This window comes from Flavobacterium sp. MMLR14_040, from assembly GCF_033657265.1.
Lineage (GTDB): Bacteria > Bacteroidota > Bacteroidia > Flavobacteriales > Flavobacteriaceae > Flavobacterium.
In genome coordinates, this window is sequence record NZ_JAWVWO010000026.1 from 1 (window position 1) to 18,032 (window position 18,032).

Annotated in this window: 15 protein-coding genes; 11 read left to right on the forward strand and 4 right to left on the reverse strand. The window is 34.2% G+C overall.

Features of this window, described 5'->3' with window-relative positions:
- From SD960_RS21620 to SD960_RS21660, 9 genes are all read left to right on the forward strand, one after another.
- Nucleotides 1-2,059: bifunctional aldolase/short-chain dehydrogenase (locus SD960_RS21620; protein WP_318805931.1), on the forward strand; the 2,059-nt coding region annotated here is incomplete at its 5' end.
- Between the two features lie 380 nt (nt 2,060-2,439).
- Nucleotides 2,440-3,714 carry a TIM barrel protein gene (locus SD960_RS21625; protein ID WP_318805932.1) on the forward strand — a complete coding sequence of 425 codons (1,275 nt, stop codon included), beginning with the start codon at nt 2,440-2,442 and terminating at the stop codon, nt 3,712-3,714.
- 140 nt (nt 3,715-3,854) lie between these two features.
- Nucleotides 3,855-5,216: an FGGY-family carbohydrate kinase gene (locus tag SD960_RS21630; protein ID WP_318805933.1), complete on the forward strand. Its 1,362-nt coding sequence runs from the start codon at nt 3,855-3,857 to the stop codon at nt 5,214-5,216.
- 317 nt (nt 5,217-5,533) lie between these two features.
- On the forward strand, nt 5,534-6,274 hold the full coding sequence (locus SD960_RS21635) for a (Fe-S)-binding protein (RefSeq protein WP_318805975.1): 741 nt from the start codon (nt 5,534-5,536) through the stop codon (nt 6,272-6,274).
- Between the two features lie 110 nt (nt 6,275-6,384).
- Nucleotides 6,385-7,788, forward strand: coding sequence for a lactate utilization protein B (locus SD960_RS21640; protein ID WP_318805934.1), 1,404 nt, complete (start codon nt 6,385-6,387; stop codon nt 7,786-7,788).
- A complete protein-coding gene (locus SD960_RS21645) occupies nt 7,778-8,365 on the forward strand; it encodes a LutC/YkgG family protein (RefSeq protein WP_318805935.1) in 588 nt (195 codons plus the stop codon). Before SD960_RS21640 ends, SD960_RS21645 begins: the two co-directional genes overlap by 11 nt.
- Before the next feature lie 1,054 nt (nt 8,366-9,419).
- Nucleotides 9,420-10,319 carry a carbohydrate kinase gene (locus tag SD960_RS21650; protein WP_318805936.1) on the forward strand — a complete coding sequence of 300 codons (900 nt, stop codon included), beginning with the start codon at nt 9,420-9,422 and terminating at the stop codon, nt 10,317-10,319.
- 429 nt (nt 10,320-10,748) lie between these two features.
- Nucleotides 10,749-11,150: a hypothetical protein gene (locus tag SD960_RS21655; RefSeq protein ID WP_318805937.1), complete on the forward strand. Its 402-nt coding sequence runs from the start codon at nt 10,749-10,751 to the stop codon at nt 11,148-11,150.
- Nucleotides 11,151-11,348: 198 nt separating this feature from the next.
- Entirely contained in the window at nt 11,349-11,735 is a 387-nt protein-coding gene (locus SD960_RS21660; protein ID WP_115846195.1) for a helix-turn-helix transcriptional regulator, read from the forward strand.
- A gap of 76 nt (nt 11,736-11,811) precedes the next feature.
- On the opposite strand, the gene SD960_RS21665 is transcribed toward SD960_RS21660, so the two are convergent.
- The 3 genes from SD960_RS21665 to SD960_RS21675 all read right to left on the reverse strand — a co-directional run bounded on the left by SD960_RS21665 (nt 11,812) and on the right by SD960_RS21675 (nt 14,544).
- Nucleotides 11,812-12,144, reverse strand: coding sequence for a YegP family protein (locus tag SD960_RS21665; protein WP_318805938.1), 333 nt, complete (start codon nt 12,142-12,144; stop codon nt 11,812-11,814).
- A gap of 150 nt (nt 12,145-12,294) precedes the next feature.
- Complete coding sequence (locus SD960_RS21670; RefSeq protein WP_318805939.1) at nt 12,295-13,272, reverse strand: helix-turn-helix transcriptional regulator; 978 nt, start codon at nt 13,270-13,272, stop codon at nt 12,295-12,297.
- 258 nt (nt 13,273-13,530) lie between these two features.
- A complete protein-coding gene (locus SD960_RS21675) occupies nt 13,531-14,544 on the reverse strand; it encodes an AraC family transcriptional regulator (protein ID WP_318805940.1) in 1,014 nt (337 codons plus the stop codon).
- Nucleotides 14,545-14,856: 312 nt separating this feature from the next.
- Between SD960_RS21675 and SD960_RS21680 the strand changes: the two genes are divergently transcribed.
- A complete protein-coding gene (locus SD960_RS21680; protein ID WP_318805941.1) occupies nt 14,857-15,981 on the forward strand; it encodes an XdhC family protein in 1,125 nt (374 codons plus the stop codon).
- Nucleotides 15,971-16,564 carry a nucleotidyltransferase family protein gene (locus tag SD960_RS21685; RefSeq protein WP_318805942.1) on the forward strand — a complete coding sequence of 198 codons (594 nt, stop codon included), beginning with the start codon at nt 15,971-15,973 and terminating at the stop codon, nt 16,562-16,564. The genes SD960_RS21680 and SD960_RS21685 overlap by 11 nt, the downstream gene beginning before the upstream one ends.
- 143 nt (nt 16,565-16,707) lie before the next feature.
- Here the strand turns inward: SD960_RS21685 and SD960_RS21690 are convergent, their stop codons facing one another.
- Complete coding sequence (locus tag SD960_RS21690) at nt 16,708-17,829, reverse strand: cysteine desulfurase family protein (RefSeq protein WP_318805943.1); 1,122 nt, start codon at nt 17,827-17,829, stop codon at nt 16,708-16,710.
- Nucleotides 17,830-18,032 lie beyond the last annotated feature (203 nt).

Below are 18,032 nucleotides of genomic sequence, written 5' to 3' on the forward strand. Positions count from 1 at the left end.
GGATGAAGTAGCGCTTTTCATTTATCGTTCTAATTTACTTGGAGCCGATTTAAGATTGACCAATTACGGAGGAGGAAATACTTCGGTAAAAATCACCGACAAAGATCCTTTGACTGGTGAAAGCTCAGAAGTAATGTGGATCAAAGGATCCGGCGGCGATATTGGAACACTTACAAAATCGGGCTGTGCGGCATTGTATTTAGACAGGCTTCGTAATTTGGAAAACGTGTACAGAGGCATTGAATTCGAAGATGAAATGGTGGAATTATTCAACCACTGTATTTTTGACCTGGCTTCAAAAGCACCGTCAATCGACACACCGTTGCATGGATTTTTACCTTTCAAACATATCGACCACTTGCATCCCGATGCAGCTATTGCTATTGCAGCGGCCAAAGACGGTGCAAAAATCACCGAAGAATTATTCGACGGAGAAATTGGCTGGGTAGGCTGGCAGCGTCCGGGTTTTGATCTTGGACTTCAGCTAAGATCTTGCCTTGAAGAAGCGGAGAAAAAAGGAAAAAAACTAAGAGGAATCATGTTGGGTTCTCACGGACTTTTTACCTGGGGAGAAACTTCATACGAAAGTTACATCAACACGCTTGAAGTAATCGAGAAATGCGCGACTTACTTAGAAGATAACTACGGAAAAAAACGTCCTGTTTTTGGAGGACAAAAAATAAACAGTTTATCGGAAAACGAACGTAAACTAAAAGCGGCAAAAGTGGCGCCAATTTTAAGAGGATTCTGCTCATCAGAACGTCAAATGATTGGACATTATACCGATGATGCAAGGGTTTTGGAATTCATCAATTCAAATGATTTGGAAAAACTGGCCCCACTTGGAACTTCTTGTCCAGATCACTTCTTGAGAACTAAAATCAGTCCGCTTGTTTTGGAACTGGATCCAAACGAAGATTTATCAGATGTAAATGCCATCAAAGCAAAATTACAACCTGCTTTTGAAGGCTACAGAGCCATGTACAAGGATTATTACAATAAATGCAAGAAAGATAATTCACCGGCAATGCGCGACCCAAATCCTGTGGTAATTTTATATCCGGGAGTTGGAATGTTCACTTTTGCCAAAGATAAAACAATGGCACGTTTGGCATCAGAATATTATGTGAATGCAGTGAATGTAATGAAAGGCGCAGAAGCAGTTTCGCAGTATACTTCACTTCCACATCAGGAAGCTTTTGATATCGAATATTGGTTACTCGAAGAAGCTAAATTACAGCGTATGCCAAAACCAAAAGCACTTTCAGGAAGAGTGGCCCTTATCACCGGATCAGCTGGAGGGATTGGAAAAGCAATCGCCAAAAAGTTTGCTCAGGAAGGTGCGTGCGTGATTATCAACGATATCAACGAAGAAAGACTGGAAGAAGCTACAAAAGACTTCATCAAAGCTTTCGGAAAAGATGCAGTTTCAAGTACGCTTTTAAATGTTACAAACGAAAGCAGTACAGAAAAAGCACTTGACGAAGCCTGCCTTGCTTTTGGAGGAGTGGATATCGTGGTAAACAACGCCGGAATCAGCATCTCAAAATCTATCGCAGAACACACGCTCGAAGAATGGGACAGATTATACGACATTCTGGTTAAAGGACAATTTATAGTTTCAAAAGCCGGAATCGAAGTAATGCGTAAACAGGGATTCGGTGGAGACATTGTAAACATTGTATCGAAAAACGCAGTTGTTGCAGGCCCAAACAATCCGGGTTACGGATCGGCAAAAGCGGCCCAAGCCCATTTAACGCGTCTTATGGCCGCGGAATTGGGAGCAGATAAAATCCGTGTCAATACGGTAAATCCTGACGCTGTAATTTCAGACTCCAATATTTGGTCTGGAGGCTGGGCAGAAGGACGTGCAAAAGCGTATGGCATTACGGTGGAAGAACTGCCGGCATATTATGCCAAACGCACCTTACTCAACGAAATCATATTACCCGACGATATTGCCAATGCGTGTTTTGCTTTTGTTGGCGGTTTACTTGATAAATCGACAGGAAACGCACTAAATGTAGACGGCGGGGTATCAATGGGCTTCTATAGATAAAATAAACCTTTGGGTGTGATTTTAAACACATAGAAACATAGCTTATAAAAGTGAATAAAGGCGTTTCACTTGCATTAACAAACATAGCTATGTGTGAGAAACGAGTTTCTTTTTGATTTCTTTTTTCGAAAATGTAAAGCCTATGTTTCTATGTGTTTAATTAAATTTTCAGGCATTACTCCCAATGAGTTAAAAATAGTTTTTTTTAAGTTTGTTTAAGCAAAAGTGGTTTTTTGTGATCTAGCGTTCGATGATTTCGAACGTTAGGTTTTTAAAATGTAAAAGAATATTAAACAGACAAATTAGCTTCAAAATAGTATAGTAAAACAGGAATTCAATTTATATATTTAGCAATTGAAATTCCATTAAAGAGAAAAAATATGTTAATTGGATCAAACAAAATAGACTCTCATAATGATGAGTTACTAAAAAAACATCAAAATAAATTTGCATTTACAACTTCAGAAATTGGTGATGCAGAAGCGATTATTAAAAAATTAATCGAATTCCAAATTGCAATTCCATCTTGGGCTTTGGGAACCGGAGGAACAAGATTCGGGCGTTTTGCAGGAGGCGGAGAACCACGTTCGATCGAAGAAAAAATCGAAGATGTAGGTTTGCTTCATGCTTTAAACAAAGCTTCCGGAGCGATTTCATTGCACATCCCGTGGGATATTCCACAGGATTATAAAGCAATCAAAACATTAGCCGGACAACACGGTTTAAAGTTTGATGCCATGAATTCGAATACTTTTCAGGATCAGGCCAATCAGGAACATACTTATAAATTTGGTTCTTTACAAAACGTAAATAAAGCGGTTCGTAAACAAGCGATCGCTCACAATATTGAAGTGATCAAACACGGAATCGAATTAGGATCGGAATCACTAACAGTTTGGTTAGCAGACGGATCTTCTTTTCCGGGACAATTAAACTTCCGTCGCGCCTATCAAAATACCTTAGAAAGTTTAGAAGAAATCTACGACGCTTTGCCCTCTAACTGGAAATTATTTTTAGAATACAAATGTGCTGAGCCTAACTTTTATTCTACAACAGTGGCAGATTGGGGACAATCCTATTCTTATGTAAAAAAATTAGGAGACAAAGCGCAGACATTAGTCGATTTAGGACATCATTTGCCAAACGCCAATATCGAGCAAATTGTTTCTTTATTATTAATGGAAAATAAATTGGGTGGTTTCCACTTTAATGATTCAAAATATGGCGACGACGATTTAACAGCGGGGGCTTTAAAACCTTATCAATTATTCTTGATTTTCAATGAATTAGTTGAGGGGATGGATGCCAGAGGAATGAATCACGCCAAAGATTTAGGATGGATGATCGATGCTTCTCACAACATCAAAGATCCTTTAGAAGATTTATTGCAATCTGTAGAAGCGATTATGATTGCTTATGCCCAGGCACTTTTGGTAGACCGAAAAGCTTTGGAAATTGCACAGGATGAGAATGATGTGGTAAAAGCGCAGGAAATTCTGCAAAATGCTTTCCGTACAGATGTTCGCGCTTTGGTTGCCGAAGCTCGTTTGCGTTCCGGAGCGGCATTAAATCCGGTTGAATTGTATCGCAGTCTTGCCGTTAGAGAAAATCTAATTGGAGAAAGAGGATTAAAAACAATGGCAACAGGATTGTAATTAGGAGTTATGAATTATGAGTTATTAATTAGACTATTGTTTAATATAGAAAAACATCAAATTTCAATAACATTGACCTCTTCGGGTAAAATCATAATTCTGTAATTCATAATTAATAATTCATAATTTATATTAAAAAAATGAATGTAGTTGCAATTTTTGATATTGGTAAAACCAACAAAAAAGTATTTTTATTTGATGAAAACTATAAAATTGTTTGGGAAAAGTCAGTAAATCTCCAGGAAACAGTTGATGAAGACGGTTTTCCGTGTGAAGATATTGAAGTCCTGAAAAGCTGGATTCTCGATCGATTATCAGAAATAAAAGAACTGAGTAATTACACTCTTAAAGCCATAAATTTTAGCACGTACGGAGCTAGTTTTGTTTATATTGATGGTAAAGGCGAAGTTTTAACGCCTTTATACAACTATCTAAAAGAGTATCCAAAAGAGCTAAAAGACAATTTTTATACTAAATACAAAGGAGAAGAAGTTTTTGCTGTAAAAACAGCTTCTCCTGTTTTAGGAAATCTGAATTCAGGAATGCAGATTTACAGATTAAAAGAAGAAAATCCGGAGTTGTTTTTAAAAGTACAGTATTGTTTACATCTTCCGCAATATTTGAGTTTTCTGTTAACCGGCGAAGCTTATACTGATATTACGAGCATTGGATGCCACACCAATCTTTGGAATTTTAAAAAGATGAAGTATCACAAATGGCTTAAAAATGAAGGTATTAAAGATAAACTTCCGCCAATTCATCCTGGAAAAGATATTATCAAAAAAGAAAACGGTATCGCTGTCGGTATTGGTTTGCACGATAGTTCATCAGCAATTATTCCGTACACGATTAATTTTACAGAACCTTTTGTTTTATTATCAACGGGAACATGGAGTATTTCATTGAATCCATTTAATAATAAGCCTTTAACGTTTGAAGAACTTCAAAACGATTGTTTGTGTTACATGCAATACACCGAAAAACCGGTAAAAGCAGCACGATTATTTGCAGGTAACGAACATGAAATTCAGGCCAAAAGATTAGCAGAACATTTTAATGTACCGTTTGATTCTTTCAAGGATATTTATTTTGATAAAAAGATAGTTTCGAATTTAAGAGCCTTAAATTTCCAAATCGTTTATCCAAAGAAATATGATTTTGATATTCTTAAAGAATGTCCGTTTCAAAAGAGAGATTTAAATACATTTAAAAGTTACGATATTGCGTACCATCAATTAATGCTTGATTTGGTCGAACAACAGTTTTTTTCAACTAATTTAGTCATTCGTAATAGTCCTGTAAAGAAGATTTTTGTAGACGGAGGTTTCAGTAAAAATTCCATTTTCATGAATTTACTGGCAGAAGCTTTTCCGGATGTAGAAGTCTATGCAGCATCAATGGCGCAGGCAAGTGCTTTGGGAGCAGCATTGGCAATTCATCAAAACTGGAATCCAAAACCAATTCAAAATGATTTGATTGATTTGAAGTTTTATAAACACTAGATTTGGAATTAAAAATTTAGAATTAAAAATTAAAAATCTGTTTGGTTTGAGTGGAAAATAATAACGACAGATTAAAAGATTATATTTCACGCAGATCTGGTAGATCGAGCAGATTTTTATTATAATTATTGAAGTTAGTTTGTCATTCCGAGGAACGAGGAATCTCCGCAAGTAACTCCGCAAACAAAATCGCTAATCTTTGTAGTGTTACTTTTAAAGACCCTTCCTTCGTCAGGATCACAAAAATGAGAATAAAATCTGCGTGAAAAAATAGTAAAACACATAGCTTATGTGTTTAAAAAATAATGAAAAAGAATATGAAAATTGGATTATTTATACCGTGTTATGTCGATCAGTTTTACCCAAAAGTAGCGATTGCAACTTATGAACTTTTGCAGAAATTAGGCTGTGAAGTTCATTTTCCGATGGGGCAAACCTGTTGTGGACAGCCAATGGCAAACAGCGGATATCAATATTTAACCAAAGGCTGTGATGCCAATTTTATCGCCAATTTTGCTGGATTTGATTATATCGTTTGTCCGTCCGGAAGTTGTGTTTTGCATGTAAAAGAGCATTTACACGATGATAAACAAGAAGAATTAGCAGCAGAAATGCGTAAAAAGGTTTTTGAATTAACGGAGTTTATTACCGATATTTTGAAAGTAGATCATATCAACGGAAATTTCCCATTTAGAGTTGGAATGCACGTAAGCTGTCACGGTCAACGAGGGTTAAAGCTTTCGCAGATGACGGAATTAAATGCGCCATTTTTCTCTAAACCCGAACAATTATTAAGCAAAATAAACGGACTTGATTTGGTTTCTCTTTCGAGAAAAGATGAATGCTGTGGTTTTGGCGGAACATTTTGCGTAACGGAAGAAGCTGTTTCTGTAAAAATGGGACAAGACCGAATCAAAGATCATGAAAAGCATCAGGTTGATTATATTACAGGTGGCGATATGTCGTGCTTAATGCATTTAGAAGGAATTCTGAAAAGACAAAAAAGCACCATCAAAACCATTCATATAGCCGAAATATTAAATTCGTTTGAAAACTAAGTGATTTTTAAAGTTAAGCTTAATTTTCTTTTTACCATTAAGAGATTAAGTTCATAAAGCTGGGCTTAAATTACTTAATGTCTTAATGGTAAAATAAATAAGGAAAAAAAATGTCTTCAAAAAAAATAATCGAACACAGCGAAGCCGCAACACGTTTTAACAAAGATGTAGAACGCGTAAACTGGCATGATGAAACCCTTTGGTTTGTTCGTGAAAAACGTGACAGAGCCGCGCATAATATACCAGATTGGGAATTGCTTCGCGAAACGGCTTCACAAATAAAAAACAATGTACTCTCCAATATTCATGATTATTTAGTTGAATTTGAGGCTAATGCTCAAAAAAACGGAATCATTGTGCATTGGGCTGCAGATGCAAAAGAACACAATGAGATCGTGCATTCGATCATGGCAAAACATGATGTAAAGCAAATGGTGAAATCAAAATCAATGCTTACAGAAGAATGCCATTTGAATGATTATCTGGCCGAAAAAGGCATCGAAGTAATCGATTCTGATTTAGGAGAATATATTGTTCAACTTCGCAAGGAACCGCCAAGTCATATTGTTTTGCCGGCGATTCACCTTAAAAAAGAAGATGTAAGCGAAACTTTCCATGAACATTTAGGAACAGAAAAAGGAAATTTTGATCCTCAATATTTAACAGAATCGGCACGTTTGAGTTTAAGAAATACCTTCTTAACCAGAAAAGTAGCTTTAACCGGAGTCAACTTCGCAATTGCAGAAACCGGCGAATTTGTGGTTTGTACCAATGAAGGAAACGCCGATATGGGCGCGCATTTAGCCGATGTTCATATTGCCTGTATGGGATTTGAGAAATTGATTCCGCAGCGAAAACATTTAGGTGTTTTCCTGAGATTATTAGCCAGAAGCGCAACCGGACAGCCGATTACAACTTTTTCAAGTCATTTCAAGAAACCAAGAGACGGAAAAGAAATACATATCGTAATTGTCGATAACGGCAGAAGCACACAATTAGGCAGAGAAGATTTTAAAAACTCATTAAAATGCATTCGTTGTGGCGCGTGTATGAACACTTGCCCGGTTTACAGACGAAGTGGCGGACACAGTTATCACAATGCCGTTGCAGGACCTATTGGTGCTATTTTGGCTCCCAATCTCGACATGAGCAAAAATGCAGACTTGCCTTTTGCCAGTACGCTTTGTGGTTCGTGTACCAATGTTTGCCCTGTAAAAATTGACATTCACGATCAGTTGTACAAATGGCGTCAGGTTTTGGTAAAAGAAGGGCATACGCCAGCAGCAAAAACCGCAGCAATGAAAACTATGGCAACCGTTTTGGCAAATCCGACTATTTTTAATATTGCCGGAAAATCAGGAAGATTTGTTATGAAAAATATTCCCGCTTTGGTGAATAATAAAATGAACAAATGGTACGACCAGCGCGAAATGCCAAGCGTTCCCGAGGAATCTTTTAGAGAATGGTACAAGAAAAATTCGAGAGAAGCTAAAGCGAAAAAAGATGAGCAGTAAAGACCAAATTTTACAAAAAATAAAAAACAGCCAACCCAATATAGTTGCTCATTTGCCTGACTTAAATGTTTTAGGTTCAGATCAATTTGAGGTTTTGGATACTTATAAAACCGTTTTAAAAAACATTGGCGGCGATTTTATTGAAGTTGCCAATTACAATGAAATAATTGATTTTCTAAAAAACAATTACGCACTAGAAAGACGAATTATAACCACAGTTCCGGAACTTTCTGAAGTAGCAGTTTTAGACTGGAAAAACGAAGATCCGCATTTGTTGCAAAATGTTGAATTAACGATTATTAAAGCACATTTTGGTGTTGCCGAAAATAGCGCATTGTGGGTAACCGATGATATTTTGGGTCAGCGTGTAGCGCCTTTTATTGCACAATATCTGGCGATTATCGTAAACAAAAAAGACATTGTCCCAACGATGCATCAGGCGTATGAAAGAATTGGAAACCAGGAATATGGTTTCGGAACTTTTATTGCAGGACCTTCAAAAACGGCAGATATTGAACAATCGTTAGTTTTGGGTGCGCACGGTGCAAGGGGATTGATTGTTTTTTTATTGGAGTAATAGCATTAATGCTCCGGCGGAGCAAAATATTTATAGCAAAAATAATTCAGCAGCATTCCGAAAGCTCCATAGGAGAGATATATGTCGCTCCTATGGAGCTTTATAAATTATATATCATATGTTTCTATAAATATACCGCCACGATCTTCTATATATCGTCACGCTGTTCTATAAATATAGCGTCACGCTGTGACTTATAAATACTAAATTATGATAATAAGTGATGGTCGAAGTATATGTAAGGTAATGTGGCATGACAATGAATTCAAAAGAAAAAATAATTGCTTTTCCAAGTTTTATTGTAGATCAAGATAATCTTATATATTTTTTTATGACAGAGTATTTCATAAAGAATGTTTTTATTCATTCCCAGAAAAATATTTTAATTAGAAAATTAACAAAAGATAGTCAAAGTCACGCTGTAATACTTTACTAAAAAGCTCCAGCGGAGCAAAATATTTATAGCAAATAATTCAGCACCATTCCGAAAGCTCCATAGGAGCGATATATGTCGCTCCTATGGAGCTTTATAAATTATATATCATATGTTTCTATAAATATAGCGTCACGCTGTGACTTATAAATACTAAATTATGAGAATAAGTGATGGTCGAAGTATATGTAAGGACATGTGGCATGACAATGAATTCAAAAGAAAAAATGATTGCTTTTCCAAGTTTTATTTTACATCAAGATGATCTTATATATTTTTTTAATGACAGAGTATTCCATAAGTAATGTTTTTATGATCATTCCCTGAAAAATATTTTAATTAGAAAAATTAACAAAAGATGGTCAAAGTCACGCTGTAATAATTAACTAAAAAGCTCCAGCGGAGCAAAATATTTATAGCAAAAATAATTCAGCAGCATTCCGAAAGCTCCATAGGAGCGATATATGTCGCTCTATGGAGCCTTGTAAATTATATATCATATGTTTCTATAAATATAGCCTCATGCTGTGACTTATTTTTGTTTGTATATTCCTCGTTCTATAGCCAATCAAAAAATAAAAACTTAACTTTATAATATTGAACCCATTAAAAAAGTTAAGAATGAATAACGATATAAGCCTTAAAGCAGTAGCATACGGAGAAGTACTTTGGGATGTTTTTGATGATAAGAAAAAGATAGGCGGAGCCCCGCTTAATGTGGCTTTGCGAATGAAAACATTAGGCTGTGAAGTCGCAATGATAAGCTGCGTAGGAAATGACGAAGATGGAAAAGCAATTCTAAACCACGTAAAACAATTAGGGCTTCAAACAGATGCCATTATGCAATCTGATACTTTTCCGACGGGGTTGGTAAAGGTAACTTTAGACGAAAGGGGTTCTGCCACTTACGAAATCAGTTATCCTTCGGCGTGGGATAAAATTGTACTGAATAATCAGGCGGAAACTTTGGTTATTAATGCCGATGTTTTAATTTATGGAAGTTTGGTTTGCCGTGATAAAGTTTCGAGAGAATCTCTGGAAGATTTACTGCAAATGAACATTTATAAAGTATTTGATGTTAATTTAAGAAAACCGCATTATACGTATGAAGTGCTTGAAAGGTTAATGCTTTCGGCAGATTTTATTAAGTTTAATGACGAAGAAATCCTCGAAATTGCCAGGGCTTTGCAATCACCTTTTGAAAGTCTGGACGAAAATATTCATTTTATTGCAGAACTTACCCACACAAAAGCAATTTGCGTAACAAGAGGTAAAAACGGCGCTTTATTGTTTTGGAAGGGACAGCTTTACGAAAATGAGGGTTATCCCATAAAAGTTGCCGATACAGTTGGGGCAGGCGATTCGTTTCTAGCCTCGTTAATAACTTATTTACTTACCGATAAGGATCCGCAGACTTCGATTGATTTTGCTTGTGCCGTTGGTGCTTTGGTTGCAGAATCTACGGGAGCAAATCCTGAAATATCGTTTTCACGAATTGAAAATATGATTCGTGAAAAATAAATTCATTAGATATAATAATGTATGAAACAAATGATTTTTAGGTGAATGCATTTAAAAAAAATAGTAAAAAAGAATAATTTTGATGAATAAAGGCCGTTTCTAATATAAAGAAACGGCCTTTATTTTGGGTAATAATTTTTGAGTTTTACAATTCAATTTTAGGATAGAATACTATATAAGTAAAATCTCAATCTCGCTATATCAAAAATCAGTAAAAAGTGATATTAAGATTGAATTACAACGTATAGTTATATTCTATGATGCTATTTGTAAGAATAAAAAAGCAGAATATACGTAATATTGCGATTGAGAATGTTTCGTAACATTTTTAGTGTTTTTATACCCTTTTTCAGGTGTAAAAATGGTTTTTCACTACTGTATTTAAGATTTCATTATTAAATACTTATTATTTTAAACAACACAATTACTATGTTTATTACTCTCACACACGACCAAGTCCGATTTTATTACGGATCCGAACACTGGCAATACAATTTTGACGAAATTGTCGAGCTTGGATTGCTCAAAAAAAAGAAATCCTATTTTTTTGAAAACATTGCTTTTTTAATTGTTACCGCTTTTGCTTATTATTTTATTATTTTTTCGAATTTTGCCGAACTCTACTACATTATTCCAACTTTGCTCTGTTACACTATTTTAATCATTTTAAGATTTCCCAAAAATCTCGAATTTGATTATTATGTTATCGTAAAAGACGTTTATCAAAAAGAAACCAAAGTTAAAATAAAAGCATTAGACCGAACAAAAATAGGAAAACAAATTGACCAGTACCTTAGTCTGAAATTTGATCAGATTTTGCAGGAAGCATAAACCAAAAATAAAATGAATCAATCATTATTCGGAATTTCATCTTTCGATTGGGCATTTATGGCTGTTGCAATAGTATACGGTTTCATAATTACCATTAAAAAAAAATAACATATATACGGTGCTTCATTGACCTACATTTGGAGCAAATTCAGATTATGCATTGTAGTTATAGCTATACCATCCCCCCAAACAAAGTTTATGGCCACTTCAATAAAAAACAAAATAAAAAGCATTAGAGAGTTAAAAAATTACACTCAGGAATATATGGCAGATCAACTAGGTGTCACCCAGGCGGGTTATAGTAAAATTGAAAAAGGAAAAACGGTTCTTTCCTATATTAAATTGGTTGAAATTGCCCGTATTTTAGATGTTAGTGTAGAAGATATTATTAGTTTCGACAGCCAGAGGTACTTTAATAATTTTAATAATGTAAAAGGAAACAACAACGGCAGTATCCTCATTAATCAGGATAACAACGAAACTCTGAAAACGCTTTACGAAGATAAAATAAAGCTTCTCGAAAAACTTCTAAAAAAAACTGAAGATGAATTGTATCGGTACAAAAAGAAATTCGGACCTATATAAAACCAACAATTTATTTTAAATTATTTAAACACGAATTTCACGATTTGTGAAATTCGTGTTTATTTAATATTTAGAATTATGCTGTTTGATCGTCTGTAACAGCTTCAGGAGCATTTGTTTTTACAGATGCGATTCCGTTATCTCTGGCAGATGTGCTTTCATACATTTCGCTTGCGCCAATAATCTGACCGTTTGATGCCTTTAAGTTAAAATATGGTTTTCCATTACTTGATTCTTTTTTGTCGAATCTGGCATCGTCCTGTGAATTTGTTTTTACAGATTCAATTCCGTTAGTGCACGCTGCTTTTGTGCTGTAACCTTCGCTGGTTAAAATAGTCTGTCCATTTCCAGCTTTTAAATTGAATTGAAATTCTCCGTTGGCTCTTTTTGTAATCACAAATTTTCCCATAATTATTGGTTTAAGTTAGGTAATATTTTATTTTGCCTGATAAAAATACAAAACTTCATCATATAAATTATGGTGAAGAAAAAAATAATTATTTGATAATATTAGGTTTATAAAATCTGCAAAAATCAAAACCGAGAACTTGAAAACAGCTTATAATTGCTTGATAAATTGTTTTGGTAAAATGCCGAAATGTTTTTTAAATGTAGAAGCAAAATGAGAACTATTTGTGAAATGAAGCTTGTCTGAAATTTCAGAAACCGTTAATTCATTCTCTTCAAGAAGTTCTTTGGCTCGTATTAATTTATTATACATGAAATAATTATTAACCGTAGTTCCTGTTATTTTTTTGAATAAATGCTGAAACTTGGATTCAGACATATTAGCAATGCTAGATATGCTTTTTATACTCGGAAAATGTTCCTCAATATTATTAATTAGAAAAAGTTTGGCAGTCACAATATTTGAAAAATCAGAATCATCAGTTTCTATGATAGTTCTGTTGGTACTTACCTTTTTTAAATAATTGGAGAATAATAATTCGACAGTTGCCTTTAAATACAATTCAAATATTACGCTGCCCACCTTTAATTTGCGCAAGTCGTTTATTTCCTGAATACTTTCATTACTCATTCTGTCAAGTCTGATAATCAGATTTTCGGATGGGTTTAGCATTTTGTCAAGGTCAGGAAAGCAGTAATGGTTGATTTTTGCAAACGATTGTATTACACTTTTTTTAATGAATAGCGCCAAAGCCAATGTTTTGGTTCCTGCTTTTATATAATAAGTTGATTCTACTTTGCTATCGACAATTAAAAAATTATAACGCCACCGGCCAATCTCCACAGAAAAGTCATTGCTTAAATATTTTGAATATTTGTCACTCAAAATATAATAAGCAGCTATAAAGTCATCAGTTTTGTTTTTTTGAATCATTCTGATATCCACCTGTGTAATCGTATTATGATAATATACAACAACACCTTTTTGAATGTTCATAAAATAGCGGTCTCCTGTAGAAATAGATTCACAGGAAGTTATAGCGTTTTTTTCAATTTTGCCATCAAGCTGCTCAGCTAATGATGACGTCCAGTCAAAATCTGCACTGTACGAAAAACTAATTGTTTTCATTAAAAGTAATTCTTTAAATGAGACTACAGTCCCTATAAATAAACTGAAATCTCTAAATATTTGGTTTATAAATGTAGGTTTATTTTTACTTTTAAACGAAGTATTTAAGAGATAAAATTGATTTTTTTATCCAATTACTTATGAATGTAATAATAGTATTCTGCCAAATAGAAAGCATTTTTTACCGATAAAATAAATTAAAGAGGAGTATTTTTTTTCGACTTTTCCGACTCCGTAATTGCCCCTTTTGTTTATTTTCTATCTTTCATTAATTATTTTATTTTTTGTATTTCTGGGAAAATATTTGGTTGGACTTTTTCTAAAAAAAATAGTGTACTGAGCTTTAAAGTAATTTAAGTTGTAGTAATTAAGTTCATGCATTACCTCTGACAATAAGCTATATTTGCCGCTTTCAATCATTTTTTTGGCAAGTAAAAATTTTTCTTTAACATATACTTTTTTTGGAGTTGTTGCTAAATGCTTCTTAAATAATGTTTTATATTTTGTAACAGACATTCCGGCCATGTCTGCCAAAAATAAAACAGAAGGGAAAGGCTCGTGTAAATTCTTTAATATATAGCTTTTTGTATTGAGAATCCTTTGGCTGTCGGTTTTATTAATCAAAGTTTTTTCTTCTTCGAAATGTTCTTGTTTGTTTAAAAAATTAGCCAGTAATTTTAACGAAATACCTTTTAGATAAGAATCAAACGAAAGTTCAAAAATAGATTTATTCATAATAGATCTTAAAGCAAGAATACTTTTGCTGTCGATTTCATTATAATAGTAAACGAATTTTTGAGGTGTTATAGTTTTCGATTTTGAGATAGAACCGATGGGTCTGTTCTTTAAAAAAAAGTCCATTTTCTTTTTATCAACCAATAGCCGTAAAGCAGATATTCGTTTACCAACCACAGGTTCGAAAGAACTATCTATCTGATTGTCTAGTACAAGAACACCTGAACCTTTACTGGAGCCTATTTTATAATTGGATCTTTTAATCTTTATTAAGTTGGCTTCATCACTTAAATCAAAATGAAAAATATACAATTCACTATCAGATTTATGTCTGTTTATTTTAAGTGGAATTTTCGCTGTAAAATCCATGTAGATAGCAGATATATAGCTTTTTACAGGAGTGAAGTAATAATGCCCGTGGCCAATTGATTCTGGAATTGAAATTATTTTATTATTAATGAGCTCACCTTTAATATCATGTACAAATTGCTCTTGCCATTCTGGTGTTAAACTGTGAAAATAAGAGATGTTTATCATTTGTTTTTTGGTTTGGTTGAACTAATTTAAATTTTCACATGTGATTGTTAGTTTTATTTGTTAGATATAAGCTTCTAAAAAAATAAAACATTAAATGTAGATTATACACCAAATTTACTATTGAGATAATCAAAACGTAAGCGCTAAAAGCCTTAAAAACAATAAAAAATTTTTGTGCAAAATTATTTACAATAATATAGCTTTCTTTTTTGCTGTAAGCTAAATTAGCTTTGAATACTTCGTAAAAATCTTAGTATGCTTTGTGATAAAACTATTTAAATCCTTTATTTTTGTTAGAAGGCATTTTTAACCATGAAAGAAACTACCGAAATTCTTAAAGCTTATTCAGAAGCAAAACTTGCAGGAAAAAAAACAGCCTTGGCTACAGTAGTTAAAGTTGAAGGTTCATCCTACCGTCAGCCCGGCGCACGTATGCTCGTTACCGAAGATGGTTTTCTTACTGGCGCAATCAGTGGAGGCTGTCTTGAAGGAGACGCGCTTCGAAAAGCTTTACTTTCTATTCATCAGCAGCAAAATAAATTAATAACATATAATACCAGTAACGACGAAGATGTTGAAGTAGGACTGCAATTAGGCTGTAACGGAATCGTTCATATTCTGTTTGAATATATTGACGAAACGGTAAAAAATAATCCAATCCAGCTTTTGCAACAATTACAGGCAGAAAGAAAACCTGCCATAATTGGTACTTTGTTTTCATTACAAAAACAGGCAAAACAAGACGGAACTATATTGTTTTACAGAGAAAATACAGAGCCTTTATATTCAAATAACATAGCTTTAGAACTGCTTCCGGATGCAAAAAAGGTTTTGGAAGATAAGCTTACAATCATAAAAAAAGTAAACGAAAACAGCGACACCGAAGCTTTAATCGAATACGTTACGCCACCAGTTTCACTTATTATTGTTGGTGCCGGAAACGATGTACAGCCACTTGCAAAAATGGTTGAAATAGCTGGCTGGGAAATTACAATAGCCGAAGGCCGCGCCACCCATGCAACCACGAAACGGTTTCCGGAAGCAAAACAAATATGGGTTGGAAAACCGGAGCAGGTATTTGAAAATATAAACATTGATTATCAAACTTATTTTGTACTAATTACACACAATTATAAATACGATTTAGCAATGCTAAAATTGCTTTTGCAAGCCGATTGCAGATATATTGGCATTCTCGGGCCGAAAACAAAATTAAACCGCATGTTTGATGATTTGTTGAGTGAAGGAATAAAAGTAACAGAAGAGCAATTAAATCGCATTTATGGACCAATCGGACTTGATATTGGTGCAGAAACTTCCGAAGAAATTGCTTTGTCGATTGTTGCTGAAATAAAAGCAATGATGAGTAGCAAAACGGGTACTTCACTCAAATACAAAACCGGAAAAATTCATAACACAGCGCCCTATGTCGAATGATTTAAAAACAGGTATTGTTATTCTGGCTGCAGGAAATTCTTCAAGATTAGGGCAGCCCAAACAATTGCTGGACTACAAAAACGCAACGCTCTTAAAAAACACAATTACAGCTGCTTTATCAGTTATTGATTCAATTATTATCGTGGTAACGGGATCAAATAGTGAAACAATAGAAAAAAGTCTTAATAGTGATGAAATACAAATCTGCTTTAACTCAGATTGGCAAAAAGGCATGTCAACTTCAATCGCCAAAGGACTTAAAGAGCTTTTGCTGTTATATCCGGATTGTGAAAGCTGTATTTTTGCCGTTTGCGATCAGCCTTATTTAACAAGTGCTATTTTTGATGATTTAATTCATCATTATCAAAATAACGAAAAAGGAATTGCAGCATCTGCTTATTCTGAAACATTAGGAACTCCCGTTCTTTTTAATAAAAAATACTTCCATGAACTTTTAGAATTGGAAGGTCATGAAGGTGCAAAAAAAATAATCAACCGTTTTATTGATGATGTCATTGCCGTTCCTTTCGAAAAAGGCAATATCGATATTGATACAATTGAGGATTATGAGAAGCTTTTTTGAAGATTTGAAGATTTGCCGCAAAGACGCTAAGGCACGAAGTTTTTATTTTTAAAGCTTGTCATTTCGATCCCGAAGCTTCGGGAGAGAAATGACAAAAACCGAGAATAAATCTGCTTAATCTGCAAAATCTGCGTGAAAAAAAACTACGACTTCAGCTTTCCAGCCAAATCCAAAATCCGCTCAACAGCCAAATCAATTTCCCTTTCAGTAGTAAATCTTCCCAAACTAAAGCGTATCGAACTCAAGGCATCATTATCAGATAAACCCAGCGCTTTTAAAACATGCGAAGGTTTTGATGTTACAGCCGAACAAGAAGCACCATTAGAAACAGAAATATCCTGTAAAGCGAGAATTAAAGTTTCGGAAACAACACCCGGAAAACAAATATTGGTCGTGTTGTAAATTCGGTTTTCAGTATTTCCGTTTACAAATGAACCTTCAAAATTTAGCAGGCCATTTTCAAGTTTATCTCTTAATTTTTCAATTCTATTTTTATCACTTTCTAATTCATTAACAGCAATTTCACTTGCTTTACCTAAACCAATAATTCCGGGTACATTTAATGTTCCGCTTCGCAATTTTTGCTGTTGTTGTCCGCCGTGTAGCTGAGACAGTAACTTTAATTTGGCTTTCGCCGAAATGTACAAAGCACCAATACCTTTTGGACCATAAAATTTATGAGCAGAAAGCGGTAAAAGATCAATTTTTAGTTTTTCAACATCAACCGGGATTTTTCCAACTGCCTGCGTAGCATCACACATAAACAATGCATTTTTGGCGTGAGCAAGTTCAGAAATTGCCTCAATATTTTGAGTTACACCAGTTTCATTGTTAGTTAACATTGTGATGACAATCAGTGTTTTATCTGTTATTGATTCATTTAAAACATTAAGATCTAATATGCCATCAGAACCCACCGGTAAATAGGTAACTTCAAACCCAATACTTTCCATAAATTCGCAAGTATTGAGTACAGCTTTGTGTTCTGTTACAATTGTAACAATATGTTTACGATATTGATTAGCAAGGCCTTTAATCGCGAGATTTATAGCTTCGGTTGCACCAGATGTAAAGATAATTTCTTCTTCTTTGGCACCAATCAATTTTGCTGTTTGCCATGCCGCATTGGCCACAGCTTCACTAACTGTTAATCCTGCAAGATGGGCACTTCCTGCATTTGCATAATTTTCTGTAAAGTACGGAAGCATAGTATTTAATATGCGATCATCTAAACGGGTAGTTGCATTGTTATCAAGGTAAATCATGAAGTGACATTTATTCTAAGTGTAATGTATAAAAATTAATTAAGCATAGAGAAACATAGATTTTTGATTTGAAAAAGGAAATCAGAAGAAACTCGTTTCTCACACATAGCTATGTTTGTTAATGCGAGTGAAAATGCCTTTTTTTGAGTTCAATAATGCTAATGTTTCTATGTGTTAAAAATAATTACACCAAATAGGTTCTA